The sequence below is a fragment of the Flavobacterium sp. MMLR14_040 genome (assembly GCF_033657265.1).
Classification (GTDB): Bacteria; Bacteroidota; Bacteroidia; order Flavobacteriales; family Flavobacteriaceae; genus Flavobacterium.
On the sequence record NZ_JAWVWO010000007.1, the window covers coordinates 248,204 to 273,405 of the forward strand.

General features: G+C 34.8%; 12 protein-coding genes. 2 read left to right on the forward strand and 10 right to left on the reverse strand.

Annotated elements, in window-relative coordinates; all coding sequences use genetic code 11:
• Positions 1-18: 18 nt before the first annotated feature.
• Entirely contained in the window at positions 19-492 is a 474-nt protein-coding gene (locus SD960_RS12065; protein ID WP_318803382.1) for a hypothetical protein, read from the forward strand.
• Positions 493-668: 176 nt separating this feature from the next.
• Here SD960_RS12065 and SD960_RS12070 read toward each other — a convergent pair whose 3' ends face one another.
• The 8 genes from SD960_RS12070 to SD960_RS12105 all read right to left on the reverse strand — a co-directional run bounded on the left by SD960_RS12070 (position 669) and on the right by SD960_RS12105 (position 18,799).
• The gene (locus SD960_RS12070) at positions 669-3,542 is read right to left on the reverse strand and encodes an RICIN domain-containing protein (RefSeq protein WP_318803384.1); all 2,874 of its coding nucleotides are present in this window, start codon (positions 3,540-3,542) and stop codon (positions 669-671) included.
• Between the two features lie 584 nt (positions 3,543-4,126).
• Complete coding sequence (locus tag SD960_RS12075) at positions 4,127-5,758, reverse strand: glycosyl hydrolase family 18 protein (protein ID WP_318803385.1); 1,632 nt, start codon at positions 5,756-5,758, stop codon at positions 4,127-4,129.
• Positions 5,759-5,871: 113 nt separating this feature from the next.
• Positions 5,872-8,538, reverse strand: a complete 2,667-nt coding sequence (locus SD960_RS12080) for a beta-1,3-glucanase family protein (RefSeq protein WP_318803386.1) — start codon at positions 8,536-8,538, stop codon at positions 5,872-5,874.
• A gap of 148 nt (positions 8,539-8,686) precedes the next feature.
• A complete protein-coding gene (locus tag SD960_RS12085) occupies positions 8,687-12,649 on the reverse strand; it encodes a family 16 glycosylhydrolase (RefSeq protein WP_318803389.1) in 3,963 nt (1,320 codons plus the stop codon).
• A 512-nt stretch (positions 12,650-13,161) separates the two neighbouring features.
• Positions 13,162-16,089 carry a triple tyrosine motif-containing protein gene (locus tag SD960_RS12090; protein ID WP_318803390.1) on the reverse strand — a complete coding sequence of 976 codons (2,928 nt, stop codon included), beginning with the start codon at positions 16,087-16,089 and terminating at the stop codon, positions 13,162-13,164.
• Between the two features lie 521 nt (positions 16,090-16,610).
• The gene (locus SD960_RS12095) at positions 16,611-17,246 is read right to left on the reverse strand and encodes an HAD family hydrolase (protein ID WP_318803392.1); all 636 of its coding nucleotides are present in this window, start codon (positions 17,244-17,246) and stop codon (positions 16,611-16,613) included.
• A 77-nt stretch (positions 17,247-17,323) separates the two neighbouring features.
• The gene (locus SD960_RS12100; RefSeq protein ID WP_318803394.1) at positions 17,324-17,788 is read right to left on the reverse strand and encodes an NUDIX hydrolase; all 465 of its coding nucleotides are present in this window, start codon (positions 17,786-17,788) and stop codon (positions 17,324-17,326) included.
• A gap of 81 nt (positions 17,789-17,869) precedes the next feature.
• Positions 17,870-18,799, reverse strand: a complete 930-nt coding sequence (locus tag SD960_RS12105) for a hypothetical protein (protein ID WP_318803395.1) — start codon at positions 18,797-18,799, stop codon at positions 17,870-17,872.
• A gap of 228 nt (positions 18,800-19,027) precedes the next feature.
• On the opposite strand from SD960_RS12105, the gene SD960_RS12110 reads away from it, so the two are divergent.
• Positions 19,028-20,197, forward strand: coding sequence for a DUF4861 family protein (locus SD960_RS12110; RefSeq protein WP_318803396.1), 1,170 nt, complete (start codon positions 19,028-19,030; stop codon positions 20,195-20,197).
• Between the two features lie 89 nt (positions 20,198-20,286).
• Here SD960_RS12110 and SD960_RS12115 read toward each other — a convergent pair whose 3' ends face one another.
• Positions 20,287-22,878 (reverse strand): T9SS type A sorting domain-containing protein, encoded by a 2,592-nt coding sequence (locus SD960_RS12115; RefSeq protein WP_318803399.1) that lies wholly within the window; start codon positions 22,876-22,878, stop codon positions 20,287-20,289.
• A 162-nt stretch (positions 22,879-23,040) separates the two neighbouring features.
• Complete coding sequence (gene rpsA / locus SD960_RS12120) at positions 23,041-24,819, reverse strand: 30S ribosomal protein S1 (protein WP_029270489.1); 1,779 nt, start codon at positions 24,817-24,819, stop codon at positions 23,041-23,043.
• Positions 24,820-25,202 lie beyond the last annotated feature (383 nt).

Sequence of the window (25,202 nt, forward strand, 5' to 3'; positions counted from 1 at the left end):
CAATAAACATCACAAATTATGAAAAAATTATTTCTTTTCCTGGCCATTATAGCTTCAACAACCCTATTTGCTCAATCTACAGATGATGTGATACTTGTGCAAAGTCTTTACGGAAAATCTAAAGGAGATATTATAAAAGATTATTTGAATTTGCCAGAACCACAAGCTACAGCTTTTCAGGCCGTTTACGATAATTATGAAGCCGAACGCAAAGCTTTGGGTCAGAAAAAAATGCAGATCATAAACGACTACGCCATCAATTATGATAAAATTACGGATGAAAAAGCTGATGAACTGGCAAAAAATAATTTAAAAAACAATGTTGATTTTGAAAAGCTTTTATCTAAAGCTTACGGTAAAGCAAAAAAAGCAGTTGGGCCAATTAATGCAGCAAAGTTCATTCAGTTAGAACAATATTTTCAAACCACAATAAGATCTGCGGTTCAGGATGAAATTCCGTTTATTGGAGAATTGGAGAAAACGAAAAAATGAGTTTTGAATTATAAATTATGAGTTTTGAGTTAGGGATAAAAATCATAAACCATAAAATTTAACTCAAAGCAAATAACTTATAATTACATTATAATAGAAAAGGCTGCCGTTTAAACTGGCAGCCTTTTAACTAAAATTACAAGCCATAATTTATAACTCATAATTCATAACTAACTCTATTTTTTAATAAAACGTTTGATAGTTTTAGCCCCGTCTTTCTCAAAAACAATAAAATAAATTCCATTTCTCAGACCGGAAACATTCAAATTATTGTCATTGATTTTTTGTGACACAACCAAACTTCCTGTTTGAGAATCTACCACACTTACATTTCCTCCCACTACATCTGTAGTGAAGAAAAGTATATCTGTAACCGGATTTGGATATACATTTAAAGCAACTGAATCTACTTCATCTTCAACAGTAATAGACGAAGCTACAGGAGTTGCAGCAGCACCAATTTTAGTAATTCTGATCCAGTTGATGTTCATTCCCGTATTTTGAATATAGATTCCAAAATTATAAGTTCCGGCATTTACACTTACCGTTTGCGTTACAGTTTGCCAATTTTGCCATCCTCCGGTATTGGGAATATCAACATTGCCTAAAATAATTGTTCCGCCGTTTAAATCACATGATAATTTACCTCCTGCAACCCCGCTCGCAACTCTGTATTCGATTAAATAAGAACCTGTTGTTGGAAAATTGATGTTGTTATAGGCTAACCAATCTCCTGTTTCTGTATAACCCACATTTGAGCCTCCGCCTGTGTCAGTTGTAACTTCGGTCTGAATTCCGCTCATGGCAGAATAATCTTCTGCCTGAATTAGGGTTGAAGTTTGCGCAGTTGTTGTTGAGATTAATTTCCATTGTCCGCAAACCTGTCCATTATCCTGCCATTGCTGTACATTGGCGCCATTTGTTGTGCTTGCTCCTGCAACCTCAACAATTCTACCGCTATGTCTGGCAATAATTTTATAAAACCCATCTCCGGTAGAAAACAATATAAACTGCTGATTTGTAGTTCCGTTGTACGGATATTGCTCTACATTGGCACCATTGTCTTTATTAAAATTATTTACATCTAAAGACTGACCGCTGTGATTGGCAATAATTTTATACAAACCATCGCCTAAATGGGTGAATGTAAACTTTTGATTTGTAGCCGAATTTGCAGTTCCCTGAGCGACATTGGAACCATTTGATAAACTTGCATTCCAGACATCCATATTTAAACCGCTGTTTCTGTTTTGTAAAAAGAAAGTTTGATTTCCTAAAGTGGTAACTCCGTTTGCAAGAATTCTGATAGAACTCACTTTATCATTCCACGTAGTATTCAAACAAGAATTATCAGAATTAATTACAGTTGAAGCTCCGGTAAAGTTATCGTCCTGATACAAAATCGCCTGAAATCCCTGCGTGATTCTTAAGGACGAAATATCATCATTTAAAAGTCCCAATGAATTTAAACGTGCCAGATTATAATCACCAATTGTTAATCCGCCAGAAAATCCGGTGTAGTTACAATCTTTATAAGCCGTAATCACATCTGTAGAAGCTGCGATATTTCCTCCCGGCGGAATTGTTCCTGTAACCGAATAACTTCCTATAGAACCGTATGCCGAATATCCTCCATAACCAGCACTTCCGGCACCGTTGCCATCAACACCAATAAAGTATTTTCCGGCTGGCAAATTCACATTCATAGCAGCGTTTAAAGCAAACGGATCAGAGTTCCAATACGTTCCCATTTCTGCTCCTGCAGAATTATATAAACGAATTAAAAGATGCAGGTTTCCGTCTCTTGAAACTGTCTTAGCATTGATCGAAACATTTCCTCCGCCTGTTGTAAACGAAAAGAAATCATAATCAGCTTCACTTGAAATAATTCCATTTTTTTGGTTGATTGCTCCGCTTGCATTGTAATCTAAAGTGGCTGCAGAAGCAGTTGTGTTTCCGTAATCGTCACCTCTGTAACCTACACCAAATTTAGCACTTGCAATAATGGCAACATCATCTTGTTTGTTGTTTGCATAATCGTATTCGCCTTTACTCCATTGCACAACAGGTCTGTAATAACCTGCACCCATAATTGGCGCCCACGAAGTATTGTTTATCCCTACAAAATAATCTTCTGCAGGATTTGTACGGCCGTCGTGACCCAGGTCGAAAGTATGCCCAACTTCATGCGCAGAGGCATCTCCACCAGATTTGCCTGAGGTAATAAATACCCAGCAAGGCACATCATTGTCCCAATTGAAGGAACCAATATACGCTACTCCCCCCGCCCCCGGGGCCGCAGTATTGGTTGGAGTTACCACCACACGCATTCTTCTGTTTCTTGGGTAGGAGTTAAAAACAGCTTCACTCGTTGTAATATTCACGTTAAAAGGTCTGTAATCTTCAGCAACTACTTCCCAGTGTTGCTGCACATCTGCATCGCTCATTCCTGATGGCGCTGCGTTAATGGCGTTTCCGTTGTTCCAAAGATTTCCTGCCGGCATATTATAACCATCAAAATCTAACATTACACAACCTGCCGCTCCTGGCAAACTTTGCAGATTCAATAATGCAGGCGCAATTTGTGCAGCCGCTGTTACATCTGCTGATTTTGCTGTATTTTGAGGAACATTTTCATAATTGATACAAATCAAAGTATTGATATCTACTTTAGAAACATAGGCATTTCCTTTTGCATCAGAATAGTATTTGTAAGCTTCTTTTGTTTTCTTTAGAATAATGTGTCCTTCCAGCGATCTATCCATTACTTTAATGTAAAAAGAAGATTCTGGAACATTCTTAATTTCTCCAATCAAAAATTCACTTGAAGCATCTGATTTTTTGTAATTGATTTTTCCGTTGAAGTTTTTGTTTTCTGCCTGAAGCAAAACTGTTTTCTCTGTAGTACTTTTTGAAGTCGCGGTTGCGAGTCCGTTTTTTAAATTATTCATAAATGCTTTACTCGAACCTAAAGAAGTCTGCGCGACGGCAAAACTGCTAAAAGCTATAAAAACAAATAAACTTAAGCGAAATCTGTAATTGTTTTTCATATTGTATTTGGGGTTTGGGGTTACTTTTTGATATGCTGTGTGTATATTTAAACACATAGAAACATAGACTTTTGTTTAACTTAAAAAAGGCGTTTCACTTGATTATAATGCACATAGCTGTGTGTGTGTTTTCACGCAGATTTGGCAGATTGAGCCGATTTATTCTCATTTTTTGTCATTTCGACGGAGGAGAAATCACATAACGGATTTTCGGTTCGTTGCTCTCTGGATGTGATTTCTCCTCCGTCGAAATGACAAACTATGCTCAAACAGGATAAATAAAAATCTGCAAAATCTGCGTGAAATAAAAATTATGTAAATCCTTAAATCTGTGGCAAAAATTTTCTCGCAGATTGAGCAGATTGAGCAGATTTTATCCACATTTTTGTCATTTCGACGGAGGAGAAATCTCCGCGAGAAGCTCGACAAAGATTGATTCTCGTTACAGAGTTACTTGCGAAGATTTCTCCTCCGTCGAAATGACAAACTACATGTTAATACTGCACATGAATAATTTTTAATTTAAAAAAAAGCACTATTCCTCCTTTCGATCAAAAAGAAGAAATAGCACTTTTTATAAATACTTATTTTTTAATAAAACGTCTCACGGTTTGTGTACCTTCTTTTTCAAAAACAATCAAATAAACACCTGATTTTAAAAGAGAAACATCTACACTATTGTTGTTTACTTTTGGTCCTGAAACCACAGCACCTGTTTGAGAATCAACAATACTTACTTTAGCAGTACTTACATCCTGACTGATGGAAAGTGTGCTGTCTGTAGAAGTTGGGTATATATTTAAAGCCACAAACTCTTCTGAAGTTGGAGCTGCAGATTTTGCCGCCAAACCTGAAGCCGCTTTTGTGATTCTGAACCAATTTAGATTAAAACCTGTATTTTGAACATATATCCCGAAATTGTACGTTCCGGCATTTACATTTACGGTTTGAGTAATGGTCTGCCAGTTTTGCCATCCTCCGGTATTGGGTACATTAACAGCACCAAGCTGAATGGTTCCGGCGCTTAAATCAGAAGATAATCTTCCTCCCGTAACGGCACTTGCTACTCTATATTCAATTACATAGCTTCCTGAAGTTGGGAAATTAACATTGAAATACGCCATCCAATCTCCCGTATCTGCGTAACCTACGTTTGAACCTCCGCCTGTATCTGTTGTTGCTTCAGTTTGAATACCGCTCATAGACGAATAGCTTTCTGCCTGAATTAAAGTTCCTGTACCAACTGGTGGCTGACTTCCTGTAATGACCTGATTTACGGCTGTTAATAATGATTTTGAACCAACGGCATCCTGAGATAATTCCCAAATCATAACTCCGCCAGCATTTTGAATCGCAAAAGTTGTTTTTGCTTTGATAGTTGGAATTCCGTTATAATAAATTGTGTTTCCAACCTGGTCTACATTTTCTGCTCCAGGATATTGCGCTACGATATTCGCATATGAAATTCCCTGATTGGCAGAAGCTCCAAAACCGTAACCGTAAAACGGAAGTCCGATGATGGCTTTGCTTGCTGGTAAACCTCTTCCTGTCCAGTAATTAAACTGGTTTACAGCCATACTGTAAGGAGAATGCTGACCCGGACTACCTGGTGCCCATGGGCCTGTTGCATCATAAGCCATAATATTAATCCAGTCGTAAGCTGCAAAAGTCGAAGCTGGCACATTAGCACCACCGTATCCTTCTGAAAGCGCAGCAGAGATTAATTTGCCATTTGCATGCAATTTAGCAGCAAGCGCAATTACAAATCCGCCGTAATCGCCATTGATTGCCGGACCTTCAAGATCTACATCAATTCCATCAAAATTATGAGCTACAACGTAATCATATAATTTTTGAATAAAAGCTGTTCTATTAGCAGGCGTAATCAGATTAAAATAATTGTCACGAATTGCGCCGCCCTCAGAAACTGATCCTCCACCAAGAGAAACAAAAACTTTGATGTTTTGTGCGTGTGCGGCATTAATAATTGTGTTTGATCCTGAGTTGAAAGTTAAATATCCGTTGGCATCCGGATTTTCAAACGCAATATTGATGTGCGTTAATTTACTGTACTGAATAGTGCTCGAAAATGAATTCAGATCGATCCAGTTGGGAATGTAAGCGATTACTTTTTTTTGGGCAACTGATAAATTAACTACACCCAGAACCAAAATTAAGATCCATTTTAGCTGGATCACTTTGTAATTGTTTTTCATAGCAACATTTTTTAATAGATTAATAAATATGGGGGATATTTAATGGTAGATTTTAGAATTTAAATTTTAGATTGGTTGGAATCTAAAATCTAAATTCTAAAATCTGAAATCTTTTATTTCTTGATAAAACGTTTTATCGTTCTTTGTCCATCTTTTTCTAAAACAATCAGGTAAATTCCTTTTTTAAGCTGAGAAACATCTACACTATTATTGTTTACTTTTTGCTTAGAAACTGTATTTCCGCTTTGAGCATCTACAATACTTACATTTTCACTGCTTACGGCAGTTGTAAAATAAAGTGTGTTTTCTGCCGGACTTGGATAAACGTTTAATGCCGCATCTGAATCTTCTTCAATTGTTTCTGTCGAAAGTGTTTTTGCAGCTAAACCGGCACCCACTTTTGTAATTTTAATCCAGTTGATGTTCATTCCAGTATTTTGAATGTAAATTCCGAAATTGTATGTTCCTGCATTTACATTTACTGTTTGAGAAACCGTTTGCCAGTTTTGCCATCCTCCTGTATTCGGAATATCAACATTACCTAAAACAATAGTTCCGCCATTTAAATCAGAAGATAATCTTCCGCCTGTAACATCACTTGCAACACGATATTCGATTAAATAAGAACCTGTTGTTGGAAAATTAATGCTATTATACGCCAACCAGTCTCCGGTTTCTGTGTAACCAACATTCGAACCTCCTCCGGTATCTGTAGTTGCTTCCACCTGAATTCCGCTCATGGCTGAGTAATCTTCGGCCTGAATTAAAACAGAAGTTTGAGAACTTGTTGCCGGAACCAGTTTCCATTGTGCACAAGTTTGTCCGTTATCCTGCCATTGCTGTACATTGGCACCATTTGTAGTACTTGCACCTGCAACTTCTATAAGTTTACCGCTGTGTCTGGCTACAATTTTATAAAATCCGTCGCCTGTAGACACCAATACAAATTGTTGATTTGGTGTAGCATTGTATGGATATTGCTCTACATTGGCACCATTATCTTTATTAAAATTATTTACATCTAAAGATTGTCCGCTGTGGTTGGCAATAATTTTATACAATCCATCGCCTAAATGTGTGAAAGTGAACTTTTGGTTGTTTGCAGAATTTGGAGTTCCCTGCGCCACATTTGCAGCATTTGCTGTACTTGCATTCCAAACATCCATATTTAGGTTACTGTTTCTGTTTTGAAGATAGAAAGTTTGATTTCCTAAAGTGGTAACTCCGTTTGCCAGAATTCTGATCGAAGTTACTTTGTCATTCCATGTTGTGTTCAAACATGTATTATCAGAATTAATGACCGTTGAAGTTCCTGTAAAATTATCATCCTGATACAAAATTGCCTGAAATCCTTTTGCTACTTTAAGCGAAGAAATATCATCGTTTAAAATACCCAAAGTATTTAAACGCGCCAAGTTGTAATCTCCAATAGTTAATCCGCCTGAAAAACCTGCGTAATTACAATCTTTATAAACCGTAATCACATCTGTTGTTGCAGGAACCGAAGGAACTGTTCCGGCATATCCTCCAAAAACAGCAATTACTTTTGTTGGCTGCGGCGTATGAAGCGATGGCGACTGATCGGCAACATCATCATAAGCAAAACCGTAAGCCAAATTATCAATGCTAATACCTGGTAAATGCCAAAATTTAGAATAATGATTGGTTGGGTTTACCTGATAAAATTTCGATGCATCGTACCAGTTTTGCTGACCCGGATTTGGCGTAGTCGTATTTACAACATGTCTGTTTATTGCCGCCGTTAATTGTGCCTGAATTACTAAATCTAAATCTCCGTCAACCAGTCTTCTGTCCAGAACACCTTTTCCTTCAAGGGCTTCCTGAGTTGTTGGGCGATTTTGAACACGTCCTGTTCGGCCAACAAAACCTCCTGATTGCCCAACCATTTCCAGTTGTTCACCAATAACTCTTCCTTTGAAAACTCCGGCATCTCCGGCGTAAAAAATTAAATCTTCATTTTTATATTTGTTCCAAATGGCATCAATATAAGATTTTAAATAATTGGCCTGAGGTCCTACAGAAGTTCCTCCGGTTCCGTCTGCAAAAGCAGGTGTTTTTGAAGGTGCTGTAATTTCTCCCGTGGCATCATTTACACATCCCTGAAATTCTGATGGAACATTGGCTTTAAAAGCCGCCACGATATCAGCGTGTTTTTTTAATTCACCCACTTTTTTCTGATATCCGTTTGCACCAAATAATTCTAATCCCATTGGGTATTTATACGAATCTACTCTTGAAGGATTTCCGAAGAAACCGTATTGGTTATTCGTCAATTCGATGATTTCATATAAAATTCCCTGATTTGGATCTGTAACATTCAAAGGGTTTGGCGAAGTATATCCTGATGGCGCACTATTGGCACCAAAAAAGTAGAAATACAATTGCTGCCCTTTGGCAATAAAAACTCTACAGCCCGCGATTAAGGGCAATGTAAAAGTTTTATTTGGAATTTCGCTTAACTTGGTAAAACAAGCTGCGTATTTTGAGTTTTGTCCCGGTCCGGTGTTTCCGCCAATTGTGGGTCCTGTAACGGTATTATAAGACGGACTCATGGGCAAAACCTGACTCGTTTTGGCATTGACCCAAACGTGGTTTCCGGTTGTATAATCGATACCTACAATGGCAACGTACAATTCGTTGTCGTTAAAGGTTGAACTATTGGTAATTGTAAAAGGTATGGCTCCCTGGCCATACATCAAATTTGAAAACACTAGTAGTAGTGCTGTCAAAAATGGAATTCTAAGTTTAATTCTATTCATATCTAAATTATTTTGGGGTTACTTAAATAGTTTTCAAATCAAAAAATTATGTCCGTCAGGTGTATTGTTTGGTGCTATCCTTTAAATTTAAATTCCGGTTTGATCAGGGAATATTCTTTAAAATCACTTTACACCCAACGGATTATAATTATTGCTTAATCAGCTTTTTAGTCCAGCTTTTTTGATCTGATTTAATATTCAGAATGTAAATTCCTCTTGTTAATCTGCTAATATCAATTACGCTTTCGTGTGCATCAGCATCCACTTTTGCTTGTATTAAAGCTGTTCCCGAATTATCATAAATGGTAACCACTTTGTGATCTAATTTTTCAGGTAATGAAACCTGGATGTAACTGCTTGCAGGATTTGGATACATTACAAAATCGGCATTGGCAACTTCGGCTTCCTCCACAACATTTGCTATTTTAGCTGATGATGCAGATCCGTAAGCTTCAATTTCAAACAATGAATATCCGTACGGAGCCAGTGCTTTTGTAGTACATAAAATTCTTAAATATCTTCCTGTTCCACTTACCGCTAAATCATCTGTTGCGCCATCACTTGCTGTTTGAGTATTTATGGTTTCATTTTCTGTGAAAACATTATCTGTAGAAAGTTGTATTTTATATTGGGTTGCAAAAGCAGCTTCCCATTTTAAAACCACACGATTAATGTTGTAATTAGATCCTAAATCAACATAAATCCATTCGCTTGCATTGGCAAAACTACTCGCCCATCTTGTGGTTGTTGCGTCACCGTCTGTGGCTTTCGCCGAAGAATAAGTCGCATTTTCCTCTGTTGAAGCTGTTGCGATTTTCCCCAAAGCTAAATTGACATTGTTGTTTGGAGGTGTAATATTTCGAACAATTACGTCGCTGAAAACTCCGGTTGTCAAAGTTCCATTTGCATGAGAAGTTACTGCCATTCCCACATAAATCGTGTTAGCCATAGCAATTGTTCTTGCTGTACCAATTTGCGTCCAGGTTGTTCCGTTATCGGATGTGTAAGACGTAAATACATTTCCTGAACGAACAGTACGAAGCCATTTAGGAAAAGTTCCCGCTGCTCCCTGCTGAATTGTTGCTACTGAAACTGCGTCTCTTGATAAAAATTCTACTCCTGCCGCAGCCGTAATAGTGGTCATAGCATGTTTAGAAGTTGGCGTAAGCGTTTCTCTAAACATTACTCCCGCTTTTGCATACGTATTGGTATTGGTCAATGAATTTACTCTGGCTATAATCTCGGCATCACCAGTTATCGGTTGATATACATATTGAAACTGATCGCTGGTTTCCCAAATATCAGTTCCTGAACCTTTTATGGTGAAAGTTCCGTTAGCGTGTGTTGCTTCTCCCGCAGGAGTTACTGCACCTAAATCTGCACTTACCCATGGAGCAGGTAAAGTTGTTGGAGGATTTTCTGTAGAAACTAAATTTAAAGCTCTTAAATTATCAAAATAATAAGTGTTTCCTGAACTTGTTCCAGGTTCAAATAAGAACACAAAACGATTTACATCGCTGTCTAATGTTGAAGCATCGGGAGCACTCGCATAGGTAAATGTTACGGTATGCCAGGCATTACTTTGTTTTACAACACCTTGATAAATACTATGTCTTCCCGCAGGATAATTGGATGGAATCGAAGCGCTGCTTTCTGCCTGCCACGAAATTATAGATCCAACTGGCGCAGAAGTATACACATCCATTGCGAACTTTTTAGTTCCTGATTTGAAATCTCCAATATTGGTTAAAGTCGTATTGAACGAAAAATTATCATACAATTCAGTTGATTTTCTAACATATCGCCCAACGTTTGAAGAGGTATTAATGCCACTTGCGTTTGGATTTGCCGTGTTTGCGGTATAAGTTCCGATGGCATCTCTAAACGTAATATTGTGTGTGTTTTGATAATCTTCATAAACAACGCCTGGCGTAAAAGTATCCGGTAATTTGGTTGAACCAATTCTGATATTATCAAAATAATAGGTATCGCTTGTGTAAGAACCTGAATTAAATAACAATACCATTTGGTTGACTGCCAGATTTGAGGTTCCTGCATCAGGACTTGAATTGTAATAGAAAGTCAGCGTTTCCCATTGATTTTGTTTCGTCGTGATCGCTACATAGTTACTGTTTCTTCCTGTTGGAAAATTAGCCGGAAGCGATGTTGCGCTATTCTCTAAATTCAAACTTACAACTGTACCAATTGGTGCCGAAGTATAAACATCAATCATGATTTTATTGGTCTGATTTTTCAATAAACCGGCATCTTCAATCGTGCTTTGTGTATTGAAAAATAAAACGTCGTATTGTTCGGTTACATTTCGAACATAACGCGCCACATTCGCGGAAGCGTTAACTGAATTTGACCCCGGATTTGCTACTACAGAATAAGTTCCTGTTGTAGTTCCTTTAATGATTTTATTGATGCCGTCGTAGTTTTGCAAAACATCTGTCGCAATAATTGGCTTTTCCGGAGCTGCTTTTGTCAATAGATTATCAAAATAATACGTGGCTCCAGAATTTGAATTAGACTCAAAAAGAAAAACTACAGTATTGATTGTCAACGCACTTGTGTTGGGATCGATAACTTTTTCGAATTCAAATTCGATTGTTTCCCATTTGTTTTGTACTGTTGTTGTTGCTTTGTAACCGCTGTGTCTTCCTGACGGAAAATTGGTTGCTGTTGTTACAAGGCTATTCTCTAATTGCATGGAGATTTTTGTACCAACCGGTGCAGATGTATAAATATCAAAAGACATTCTTTTTCTTCCGTAGACATAATCATTTGCATTGCTGATTACGACGTTTTTAATATTCATAACATCATATAATTCAGATGAGTTGCGAACATATTTCCCCACCAAAGCAGAAGTATTTATTCCTGTTGCCGATGGGTTTGCTGTGGCTTCTGTTAAAACTCCTGTTTTAAGACCATACACTATATTTCGATTTGCCTGAAAATCTTCGTGGATTTTTTCTACCGGCAAAACTGCTTCTGTTGCTACAGCCAGTTTATAAGTATTTGCAGTACATCCGGAAACTGTTGTAGCTACAGAAACATCTCCTCCGGATGTTCCCCAGTTAACCGTAATAGTGTTTGTTCCTTGTCCCGATGTAATACTGGCGCCCGCAGGAACTGTCCAGTTGTACGTGGCACCGGCAATTGCGTTTAGAGAATACGTTTTATTGGTTTCGTTTTGGTACACTTTTGCATCACCCACTACGCCGTAATTAAAACTTCCGCTGTAAACACGAACATAATCTACTTGTAATTTTGCCGGAAAATCTGCCGGAATTGGTTCAACTCCTGCACCATTTACACTTGTATAAGGCGTTCCTAAACTACCAACAGCCAGATTTAAAATAATATAAAACTGCTGCTCATTAAAAGGCCAGCCTCCGTTTACTGTTGTTTGTGGCGTTGCGGTATGAAATAAATTGCCATCAATAAACCATTTTATAATATTTGGTCCCCATTCTACAGCGTACACGTGAAATTCATTAGATAAATCTGTTGGTGATGTATAACTTCTTCCTGTAAAATGATAGCCTCCGCCATCATAATGAATTGTTCCGTCTACAGATTTTGGATTTCTGTGCTTGGCTTCCATAATATCAATTTCGCCGGTATAAGGCCAATTGGATGTACCTGCAGGCAACATCCAAAACGCAGGCCACGCTCCCATTCCGTTAGATAACTTCATGCGGGCTTCGATTCTTCCGTACTTTATGGCATATTTTCCTTCAGTCGTTAATTTGGCCGAAGAATAGGGCTGTTGCGGAAATGATGCACTTGGCTCGTATTTCGCCTGAATATTCAAATAACTGTCTGTGCCTTCTTTAACAATTGTCGCCTGATTAGGATCATAACGCTGCGCTTCTGCATTTCCAAATCCGCAAAGCGAAGGACAGCCGTTTCCGGAAATACTTTGCCATTTTGTTAAATCTACTGTGGTTCCGTTAAACTCATCAGCCCAAACTAAAGTGTTGCATTGTGCCTGAAGTTTTAAAAAAGGTGTAAGAAAAAATAGTATCAGAATAATACACCTCAGTAAAAAATAATAATTGCTTCCCGGTGGTCGGCCGAAAGAAAAGTCTTTTTGTTTCATTTTTTTTAGTTTTTTATTAGTAAAGCTTATTAACAAAATAAATCTTCTGTTTTTTAAAAAACAGTTCTATATTGTATTAATAAGATGACAATATTAACAAATAAACTATCCAAGATGTCAATTTTGAGGTACGGTTTGACTACGGTGTTTGTAAAAAAATGTAATAATCAGCTTTCAAAAAGCGTAAAACTACTTAGGATTTTACTGATACTAAAAATTACTCAGGCCTTGGTTTTAGAGAGAAAGAACTGGAATTTATTTTGTAGGAATGCGTAGTGAAATATTTGCCACAGATTAAATGATTAAAAAGATTATAAATCTGTCCTTATTTTGTAATTTAGAACGGGATGCGTTAAACCGGACAGGTTTTAAAACCTGTCCGGTTTGAAATGCAGTTCGTTTTTGTGTTTAGTTTGTCATTTCGAGGAACGAGAAATCACATCCAGAGAGCGACGAACTGTGTGTCTTCACTTTATGTGATTTCTCGTTCCTCGAAATGACAAAAAATCAAACTAAAAATTCAAAATAAACTCCGTAATATTCGCATCTGACGAAAGCTGTAATTTCTTGCGTATGCGATATCTCGTATCTTCAACACCTCTCACGGAAATTCCTAAAAGCGGCGCAATTTCTTTGGTATTGAAATTCATTCGCAGGTAAGCACACAAACGCATATCACGGGGAGTTAATTCAGGAAAACTCGTTTTCAGGCGTTGCATAAAATTATCATGAAGCTGATTGAAAATTTCTTCAAATTCATTCCAATGCTGATCTCCCTGAAGTTCGTGATCAATCAATCGGTTTATTTTGGTCAATAAACTGAAATTTACATTGGTGTCATTCTTTTTATCAATCTGACTGATAAGTTCTTTTATCGAAAGTAAAATTTCATTTAAATGGATAAGATTCACCGTACTGGAAGCTACTTTTGCATTTTTAAGATTAATGGTCGCTTCGAGGTTTTCGCGCATAATTGCCATGTTTTCCTGTTCTAATGCCAGTTTTTGTTCGTTTAATTCTGCTCTGTTTCGCAATAATTCTTTCTCCTGATTTAAAATCAATTGTTCACGATCGCGCTCGGCAAGATTTTTTTGATATTTGATAATCGCATAAATCAAAACACCAAAAAGCAGCAAATACAAAATATAAGCCCAGCTTGTTCTGTACCATGGCGGTGAAATTTCAAATTTAAAAATAGCTTCATCACTTACAACATCGTAAATATTTTTTGCCCTTACGTGAAAAATATATTCGTTTTCAGGTAAATTGGTATACTCTTTTTCGGTCTGCAAACTCCAATCCGACCATTTTTCTTCAAAACCTTCCAGCCAATATTCGTACTTTGTAGCATCGGCTTCATCATAACAAAGTGAAGCAAATGAAAAGTGCAAAGCGTTATTAGAATGTGATAAAACAGGAGTAAGTTCATTTTTATCCAATTTTAAATCATTAGGAAGTACATCATATCTACTTGAAAACAACAGACTATCTTTTGGTAAAATACATTTCACCTCAGAAATAACAGCTTTATACTTTGCCTGATAACTTTTATTTTTGGTTGCGTTGTAATGAATTAAGCCATCCTGTGTACCAAAAAAAACATCGCCATTTGTAGTGGTTTGAATGTTTTCGAAACCCGGAACATATAAATATCGAAGTTTTCTAAAAGGCAATTCTTCTACAGTAAAGTTTCCATTGGTCTGGCGGGTCATTTTTCCGGTATTTTCGCCGGAAACATACCAGATATTATTTTGATAATCTGCTTTAAGCAATCGAATATGATTTTCCAATCCCAAATACTTTTTAAAAACTGCCTCGGGAATCATTTTTTTTGAAGTTTTGTCTTGTTTATAAATGCCTTTTGTAGTTCCGAAAAGTATTTGATTGTTAATTTTAAAAGTATTCAAAAATAAACTGGAAGGAAAACCACTTTCCTGATTGTAAAACTGAAGATCTGAAACTGCATCAAATGTTTTATTGAGTTTAATTTTATAAATTCCTTTATAACCATGAGCAAGCCAGATGCTTTCGTTATCAGTTACAATTATCCTGCTGCTTTCCTCAAAGCCCTTAATTTTATGCTGATAAACCCAGGAATCGTTTATTTTTTTCAACAAATGCATTCCGTTATAACCGCCAACTAATAATAAATCAGGACGATTAGGAATATTTATGCCTTGCCATGCACCATCAGTTTTTGCCAGTAATTGAGCCGAATTACCTTTGATTTCATAGATTCCGTTTTTTTCAAAAGCCAATAGCGATTTGCCAAAAACGCCAACATTCCACACGTTTTCAGACATTCCTGAAATGTGTTGAAAATGTGTACTTTCACGTTTTCCATTTTTATATGCCTGCCAATCCATCCAAAACAAACCGTTATCCGTCGCGATATATAATTTATTTTGATAAATCTGGCTGCAATATATTTTAGTTTCCGAACTTGATGTATCTAATATTCTGGACAAAGGCGAAGAAATCTGAATTAGTGAAATGCCTTCTTTTAAAGTGACCCATAAATTGCCTTCTTTATCCGTTTTAAGATTGGTAACATATTCATTTTGCAGCCCCATTTGTTTATTAATGTGCTGAATTAAATGTCCGGCGCTGTCAATAACTATCAATCCCGATTGTCGTGTTCCTATTCCGAAATAGCCATCGGGAAACAAAATTGCGGTTGTAATTTGATGTTGTTTCAATAAATAATCAGCTTCTGTAACAAAAGGATTTATCTGATTATTTTTATAAACAAAAAGACCATCTTTTTGAGTTAGCAGCATCAATCCGTCTTTAGTTGAAAAAGCTTTCCGAATTTTCATTCCCAAAAATTGTTGTCCATTTTCAACGGGAATTAAAACATCATCTTTTAACTTCAACAAACCCTTTACATTATCTAAAATATAAATAGTATTATCAACATTAAAAAACTCATCAAAATTTGAAGTAGATTGTATTACTTTGATTTTATTGTTCTTATAAATAAATATTTTCTCGTTTGAGAAAAAAATCACTTCGTTATTTCGAACAACAGTATGCAGAACATCACCAAAATTTCGGGACGAAACCGGAAGTAATTTTACTAATGAAGTATACTTATATTGCCCGTTTGGCAACTGAAAAGTATAGCCAAAATCGCATTGAGCCCCAACATATATCCGATCCTTTTTATCGATTGCAAGTGACCTTACCATACTTTTATTTTCTGGCTGTGTGACAATATTCCATCGCACGCCATCAAATTGCATGATGCCAAAATGATTGGCAAAAAACATCATTCCTTTGGAATCCTGCAAGACATCCCAGTTTTCTGAAGCTGCTTTGTATGTTTTTGGATTATAATTGGTAATAAACGGAACCCCGATTTTTTTTATTTGTGCACTTATAATGGCAGGCAAAAAAAAGATCGATACAACTAAAAATCTAATTATACATTTTGTCATTTTGTTTCTGTCTGTAGGTTATTTTTTATGGTCGTGAGAAAACCATAATCCTAAAAACAACAGCTTGGGATTGCTGTTTTCAGGCAAAAAAAATCGTTTTATAATGCTCTCAAAAATTATAATTTGATAATTTCCAGGGCTATAAAAACAATTATATATAATCAAATATATAAAATTTTATTTTATTGTAACAAATTACATTAGAAATAGATAATTTGATAATGTGTTTAATTAGATAATTGGGCAATTAGATAATAAGATAATTTCTAAACACAATCTTGTCAGGCGTAGTCGAAACCTCGTGAACATGAAGTTTCGTAAAAGCTTTGTCAAAGTTTTAAACTTTGACAAAGCTAACGCAGTATAAACACAAAACCCGACAGGTTTTTAAAATCCTGTCGGGTTTAACGCACTATTGTCATTGCGAGGAACCAAGTAACCTCACTAAAAATAAATAAAGTTTGATTTGGCGAATGAGATTGCTTCGTTCCTCGCAAAGACGAACTACGCAGCTTGAAACTCTATTTCAAAAGATTTTCTAACTCTTCATAACTATTAAAAAGAATTGCACCTTCGTTTGCCAAGTCTTCATTGTTATACCCGTTGGCAAAACCATATACTTTAAATCCACCGCTTTTTCCTGCCTTTACTCCTGCTTTGCTGTCTTCGACTACAATACAATCTTTTACATCAAAACCCATTTCTTTTGCTGCGTGCAAAAAAATTCCGGGTTCTGGTTTCCAGCTATTAATTTGGTAGGAACTAAATATTCTATTTTCGAATTTATCCAATAATCCGGCAACCTCAAGATTGAGTCTGATTTTATCAACCGGACCGCTTGAAGCCACACAATAAGGGATTTTTAATTTTTCTATAAATTCAACTACACCTTCCATCGGTTTAACCTGCGTTCTAAAGGCTTCAAAACTTTTGGTACGATATTCATTTTCAAAACTCTCCGGAAGTTTTTTGTCGATTGCAGTTTCTATATGCTGAAAACATTCTTTTAAATTGCGACCGTTAAAATCGCGATAAGCGTCTTCCAGTTTCATTTCAAAACCATGTTCGGCGGCCATAGCAAGCAAAATTCCGTTGCCAATTTTTTCGGTATCAACAAGAACGCCATCACAATCGAAAATTATACACTTAGTATTCATATTTAATTTTTTACATTTTAATCGTCAAATTGACAAGAATGTAAATTACAAAATAATTTTGAAAAAGTTATTGAATATTAAAGTGAAGCTGATATTTTAGATACCATCTGAACTATAAAGTCTGCCTGTGCGGGATTTATTTTCTTTAAGGCTTCTGCAGTTTGGAACCATTCGGCTCTGTCAATTTCAGGGAATTTTTGAAGTTTGCCTGATTTTGGCGGCCATTCAATTTCAAATTCATTACTTTTTATTAAAGTAACGTCAATATCAAATTCTAATGCCCAGGCAAAAACTGTTTTCCCTGATTTGAGTTTTACTGGTTCCAGTTTAATAAAATCGCCATCTACTTCAAATCCTGTTTCTTCGAGAAACTCACGCTGGGCGGCAACCAATCCATCCTCATCATCTGTAAACTCTCCTTTTGGAATCGACCAGCTTTCTAAATCCTTATTTTTCCAAAATGGGCCACCAGGATGAACTAATAAAAAGTAAATCGTTACATCTATAAATTTGTAGAGTAATAAACCGGCACTTTGTTTCATTTTTTTGATATTATAATCTTAAAGATACTTCTTTTTATTTAGCAAAAGTTCAATTTGATATTATTTCAAAAGTGATTCTGTTTAGTCATGATTTACCATTTGTCGATATAGCATCAAAACACCATTTTCATCTCTTTTCCAGATATTTGTGCTTTTTCCGGTAACAGTTGCTTTTCCTTTTTTCTTGTCCCACGAAACATCCACATAATAATAGCCGTATTCTATAACAAATTTATCGAGAGCAATCATTTTGCTTGCTTTAATTTCTAAAAAATCAATTGATACTCCATTTGGTTTCTCATGTTCAACAAAATAAGGTTTTATATTATCCATACCTACCAGCATTGGCGTATCATAAGTCATGTATATGGCATCATTTGTAAACAACTCTGTAGCATGTTTCTCTCCTTCTCTTTTTGTTACAAGCTTAGCAATAAGATTATTACGTTTGTTTACTTCATCAGATATAGATTTTTTTACCTTGAGCTTTGGCATAGTACTGGCCTGCGGTTTTAAGAATGAAAAATTAGATTTATCTACTGCACTGTTGGCTCCCCAAATTTCTGATATAAGCGTAAGATTCTCGTCTTTCTCAATTCTCCATACATTCATGTACTTTCCGTCATAAACAAATAAAGTGTTGTCAGGTTTAGTAAAATTATTGGTAAAAGTTCCAATTTCTACTAAGTGATTTTTAATTAACAAAACTTCGTAAATAGTACGTTTATACGAATTTATCTTAACGTTATCAAACCATTGCTGATAGTAATATGCTATACCAAATTTTGAATATATTGCCTTATAATATTCAGGCATACAGGTTGGCTCATTTTCATCATAATATTTCATTATGACATTGATGTCTTTATTTACAAAAGCATCTGCTAATTGAGTATTTATTGAATTTAACTTTTCTTTCCAGTAGTCAATACTTTTAGCTGTTTGAGCTTGTGCAGACAATTTTAGAAAACTCAGGAGGATTATTGTAATCAACAAATATTTTTTTCTCATCTTTTCTAATATTTAAATTGATACACTAAAAGTAATAAATAACTCTCAAAACACTACAATACAATAGATTAAATACAGAAAAAGTGATATCTATATTAATCACTCAATTAAATCTTGTACATTTTTACACCAAATATGTATTTATATCTAAAGTTTCATTTGTAATTTTAGAAAGTCATTAGTATTTCAAAGCACTAAACTTTCTAACGAAAATTAAACCACAAAAAATTGAAAAAATATCTTTTATTCACCGTAATTCTGGCAAGTAATTTTGTCGCTCATTCTCAAAACAAAATTATAACCGTTATAAATTCTCTCAATATTGATAGGGAATTTGAAACTGTTGAACTCACAAAAAAATCACTTAGATTACCAGATTCTGCAAAATTGGAAGAATTTGCTGTAAAGGAAAAAAATAGTAATTTATTTCTCGAAAGTCAAGCTGTAGATAACGATAGCGACGGAACAATGGATGTTTTATTATTTCAGCCGAAAATAAATGCTTCTTCTCAAAAAGATTTTGAAATTGTTATGGCAAAAAATACACAAGCAACAAAAAATAGTATTTGCTATTCGAGATTTGTTCCCGAAAGAACAGACGATTATGCTTGGGAAAACAACAAGGTTGCTTTTAGAACTTATGGCCCTGTAGCACAACAAATGGTTGAGAATAAAATTGAAGGCGGAACTCTGACCAGCGGAATTGATGCCTGGCTAAAAAGAGTCGATTATCCGATCATTAATAAATGGTATGAAAAAGCCACTAACGGAACAGGAACTTATCATAAAGATACTGGCGAAGGTTTGGATAATTTTCATGTTGGAAATAGCCGCGGCGTTGGCGGAATAGCCGTAAAAGTTAACAATAAATATTACTTTTCTAAGAATTTCATTAGCTGGAAAACTATTACAACAGGACCAATTAGAACCAGTTTTATTCTAACTTATGCCGATTGGGATGCAAAAGGAAATAAAATAACCGAATCTAAACTAATTAGTCTGGATTATGGAAGTTATTTATCCCGATTTGAAATTTCAATTACAGGAACAAAAACAATAGCTGCGGGATTAACACTTCATGATAAAAAGGGAACTATCGGTACAAACATAAAAGAAGGCTGGTTAAGTCATTGGGAACCAATTGATGATTCTGAAATAGGAACCGGTATAGTTGCGCCAAAAAACACTTTAACAAGTTTTGATAATTATCTTACTGATGACAAAGACTTAAGTAATTTGTATGGAAACTTAAAAGTAAAAGACAATAAAGCAATCTATTTTGTTGGTTTTGGATGGAAAAAAGGAAGCCCGTTTCAAACCAAAACAGAATGGGAAACGTATTTGAGTTCTTTTGCTAAAAAGATTAATAATCCACTTGTTGTGAAAGTAAAAGAATAATCTAAGCATGTTTTTTAGAAACAAACCTATATGTCGTAAAAACAAAAAAGTCCCACATTGCTGTGGGACTTATTATTTAGAGGAATTTATTATTGTTTGATAAACTTCATACTTGAACTTCCTTTATCTGATTTCACTTTTACAAAGTAATTACCTGTTCTAAGTTTAGAAATATCAATAGTAGAAGCTGATTTTGCGTTTGGAACAGCGATAATCAATTGTCCTAAAATATCATAAATAGATAATGATTGTATTTCTACACTTTGAGTTGCAGTAATATTTAAAACATCTTTAGCCGGATTTGGATACAAAGTAAAATAATTTGAAAATTCGAAATCCTGAGTCCCAAGATTACTAACAGTTTTAAAAGTTGAAATTGCTTTATTCGTTAAGATTGGAAAATTATAATCAAAATAAATATTAGCATCGTTGGTGAATGAATCTCCAACAACAAGTGTCGGTTTGGTTTTAATTTTAAAAGCAACATAACCATCATTATTGGTATCATCAAAAGGAAGATTAATGTTTTCGAAAATAAACTCTACTTTATTATTTTCAGAGATTTTAGTAATAAATGGATGACTTGAACTTGTTGGAAGTAAGGTTGAAATATCAAATTTACTTAAATCGATCATATCTTTTACTACAATATTTTCTGCTTGATAAGTCCCAGTGTTTTCAAAACGAATCATGTAATGAACATACTCACCTATAAGGCTAGATGTAATAATTGAGCCTTCTAAACAAGTTTTATCGTTTGGATCATAAGAACCTACAACTGTTTGATTTAAGGTAAAATTATTATCTAAGGGTGTATCATCTGTAAAGGCAGATACTATAGATGTTTTAAACGATAAAACATCTCCATTATTTACTGGAGGAACCGCTGTTGGAGTATTTACTTTAAGTGTAAAAATAATTTCTGCAGATTCAAATGGTTTTAGATTACTAAAGTTCCACGATAAGTTATTTAATGCTTGAGTCGCTACAGGATTTGTGGTAACCAAATCTAAAACACCATCATCAAAAGTTAAATTTACAATACCTGATTGTGTTGTATTTCCTTTATTCTTATAAATAATTTTATAAGAAGAATCAAATCCTGGCCTAGCTGCGGTAATTGGTAAAATTGAAACCTCTAAATCAGGATGGTTACCATTGGCAGTTATGCAAAAATTTTGTTCTAGCGGACTTATTTGTCCCGGAAAAGTGACATTGAAATCCGTTGGTGAAACATTAAAATAAGATGCGTTTTCCAGAACCGGAGTTATTGTATGTGAACCAGCTGGTAAGTAAATTGAATAATCACCATTTACATCAGCTATTATGCTGGCATTATTAGTTCCATCTGATAAACTAAATTTTAAATTTGGAAGACTTAAATCAGCAACATCACAACCATTATTGTTTAAGTCAAATTTATTAATTCCCTGAATGGTATAGTACGTTCCAATTGGCTTAAAAGAGCAGTACGCATTTAAATTGCAATTAGTATAACCGTATTTAGTAATCAGGTTTTGAACATCTGCCAACTGGCTCTCGTCTGCACAAACATATTGTAAATTAGGATTTTGCGAGAAGTCTAAAGTTTTTCCTTCATTGCTTCCGTTTCTGATAAATAATGATGTAAGCTCATTTTGATAGCAGCTAAATTGTTCTATTTTATTTAAATCACTTAAATCTAATGTATTCAATTGGTTATGATAACACTCAAGATTTAAAAGATTTGTTAATCCGCTTAAATTTAAAGTGCCTAATTGATTATAACCACATTTTATACCCTTAAGATTTATCAACCCATTTACCGTTAGTGTTTTTAATTGATTATCTGTACAATTTAACCACTCCAGATTAACTAAACCCTCTAAGTTTAGCGACGGAATGTAATTTCCATCACAGTATAACTCTTTAAGATTAACTAGTCCGTTAACGTTTAATTCCATTAATTGATTTGAAAAACATGTTAAATTTACTAAGTTTATCAAACCGCTTACGTTTAATTTAAGCAATTTATTCATTTGACAAGATAAACTATTTAAACTTGTTGAGCCGGTAATGTTTAGTATGCTTAATAGATTTCCGCCACAACTTAAACTTTTAAGATTGATTAAATTGCCTGCATCTAATGTTTGTAATTGATTACCTTGACATTGCACATTTTTAAGAGCTGTTAACCCATTTAAATCTAGAGATGATAACTTATTATTAGAACACCAGAGATCTGTCATATTTACTGCACCGCTAATACTTAATGATGTTAGGTTCTTATTACCTGTACATAGAAGTTGTTTTAAATTTGTAGATCCATCAAGTATTAATGTAGTAAGATTTGAACCATCAATATTAAAATAAGTAGTACTTTGTATATATGAATAGTTTAAATAAGTTAGCTTTTTAAGCAGGTTAAAATCAATTGAATTAAATATTGGATTGGAGCTACAGTTCAAATACTCAAGATTCGCAAAATTCTCTAATCCTTGTAAAGAATTAATATTCGAATTACTAATATTTAAAAATTTTAAATTTAGTGCTTCAGAAGTTTCAATTTGAAAATTAGAGTTTGTATCAACATTTAATGATATCAACTTCATTTTAAGATTATTGTCGGGAATGTTAATAATCTGTGCATTCAAGGTATTCAAAAAGCATAAAGCAAAAGCCAAAAAGTAGAGTTTCTTCATATATAGAATTTTTATTACAAAAGTAGCTTTTTAAGACAATAACACAACTTTATTTGTTAAAATGTCTTAAAACTAAAAATAAAGAACAAAAAAAAGTCCCACATTGCTGTGGGATTTTCTATAGGAATGTAGAGACGCACTGCTGTGCGCCTCTACTAAGAATTATTTTTTCTCAGTTTTTTCCATTTTAGCTTTTAATGCAGCTAATACATCATTGTTATCTCCTAAAGTTGCAGCTGGTGCATTTGTAGTAGAGTTAGATGAAGTATTTTCAGTTGCAGCTTTCACATTTTTCTCTTCTTCTTCACGGAAGATAGCAGTGTGAGAAGCAACTACTCTTTTGAATTCTTTGTTGAATTCGATTACTTTGAAATCAGCAGTATCACCTTTTTTCAATTTCTTTCCGTCTTCTTTTTCAAGGTGACGAGTAGGAATGAAAGCAACGATATCATCTCCGAATTCTACAGTAGCTCCTTTGTCAACGATTTCAGAAATTTCACCATTGTGGATAGTTCCTACAGCGAAAGAATCTTCGTATTGATCCCAAGGATTAGCAGTAGTTTGTTTGTGACCTAAAGATAATTTACGTCCTTCAACATCTAATTCTAATACAACTACATCAAGTTTCTCACCAACATTTACAAATTCAGATGGGTGTTTGATTTTCTTAGTCCAAGATAAGTCAGAGATGTAAATTAATCCATCAATTCCTTCTTCTAATTCTACGAAAATACCAAAGTTTGTAAAGTTTCTAACGATACCTGTATGTTTAGAACCTACTGGGTATTTAGAAGTAATGTCAGTCCATGGATCTTGAGTCAATTGTTTGATACCTAATGACATTTTACGGTCATCTCTATCTAAAGTCAAGATAACAGCTTCAACAACATCTCCAACTTTTACGAAATCCTGAGCAGAACGTAAATGAGTTGACCATGACATTTCAGAAACGTGGATTAAACCTTCAACACCTTCAGCAACTTCGATAAATGCACCGTAATCAGCGATTACAACTACTTTACCTTTTACTTTATCACCAATAGTTAAATTAGCATCTAAAGCATCCCATGGGTGAGCGTTTAATTGTTTCAATCCTAATTGAATTCTTGTTTTCTCATCATCGAAATCAAGGATTACAACGTTTAATTTTTGGTCTAATTCAAGAACTTCACTTGGGTGGTTGATTCTGCTCCAAGAAAGGTCAGTAATGTGAATTAATCCGTCAACACCACCTAAGTCAATGAACACACCATAAGAAGTAATGTTTTTAACAACACCTTCTAATACTTGTCCTTTTTGTAATTGACCGATGATTTCTTTTTTCTGTACTTCGATATCAGCTTCGATAAGCGCTTTATGAGATACAACAACGTTTTTGAATTCGTGGTTAATTTTTACCACTTTGAATTCCATCATTTTATTTACATATACATCGTAGTCTCTAATTGGCTTAACGTCAATTTGAGAACCAGGTAAGAAAGCTTCAATTCCAAAAACGTCAACGATCATACCACCTTTAGTTCTGCATTTTACAAAACCATTAACGATTTCTCCTGTTTCGTTTGCAGAAATAACTCTATCCCATGATTTAATAGTACGTGCTTTTCTGTGAGATAATACTAATTGACCTGTTTTATCCTCACGGATGTCGATTAATACTTCTACTTTGTCACCAACTTTTAAGTTTGGGTTGTAACGGAATTCGTTTAAAGAAATAACACCTTCCGATTTTGCGTTGATATCAACGATAACGTCTCTATCTGTAATTCTAACAACTACACCTTCTACTACTTCTTCTTGATCTGTAGCGATGAAAGTTTTTGAAACTAGTTCTTCGAATTCTTGTAAGTTTTTCTCATCTACTGCATCAATTCCTTCTTGGAAGTTATGCCAGTTAAAATTTGCTAAAAACTCTTCTTGTGATTTTAATTGTTCAGACATGCTCTGATAAAAAATTTGTATTCTGTATTTCTCGAGTTTCTTAATGCAGTAGAAAAACAGAAGTTGTTTTACATAAATAGTTGATACCTAAAGGAAACTCTTCTTTGCCAAAAGGACTGCAAAATTAATACATTTATTTGTAATGGCAAAATAAAACCAAATGATAATCAATCAATTATTCAGGAGCAGAAGATTTCAGGTTTTTCAAGACGTTCAGTCCCGCTTTCGCTCCTATCTTTTATGGTGAACGCCACCATAAAAGGATATCCGCTCTATCGGGGCTCATATCTTTACATTATTATATCAAAATCTTATCTTTGAATATAAACTATTGATAAACAGAACTAAGTTGCAAAATTCTATCGGGGCGAAATACATCATTG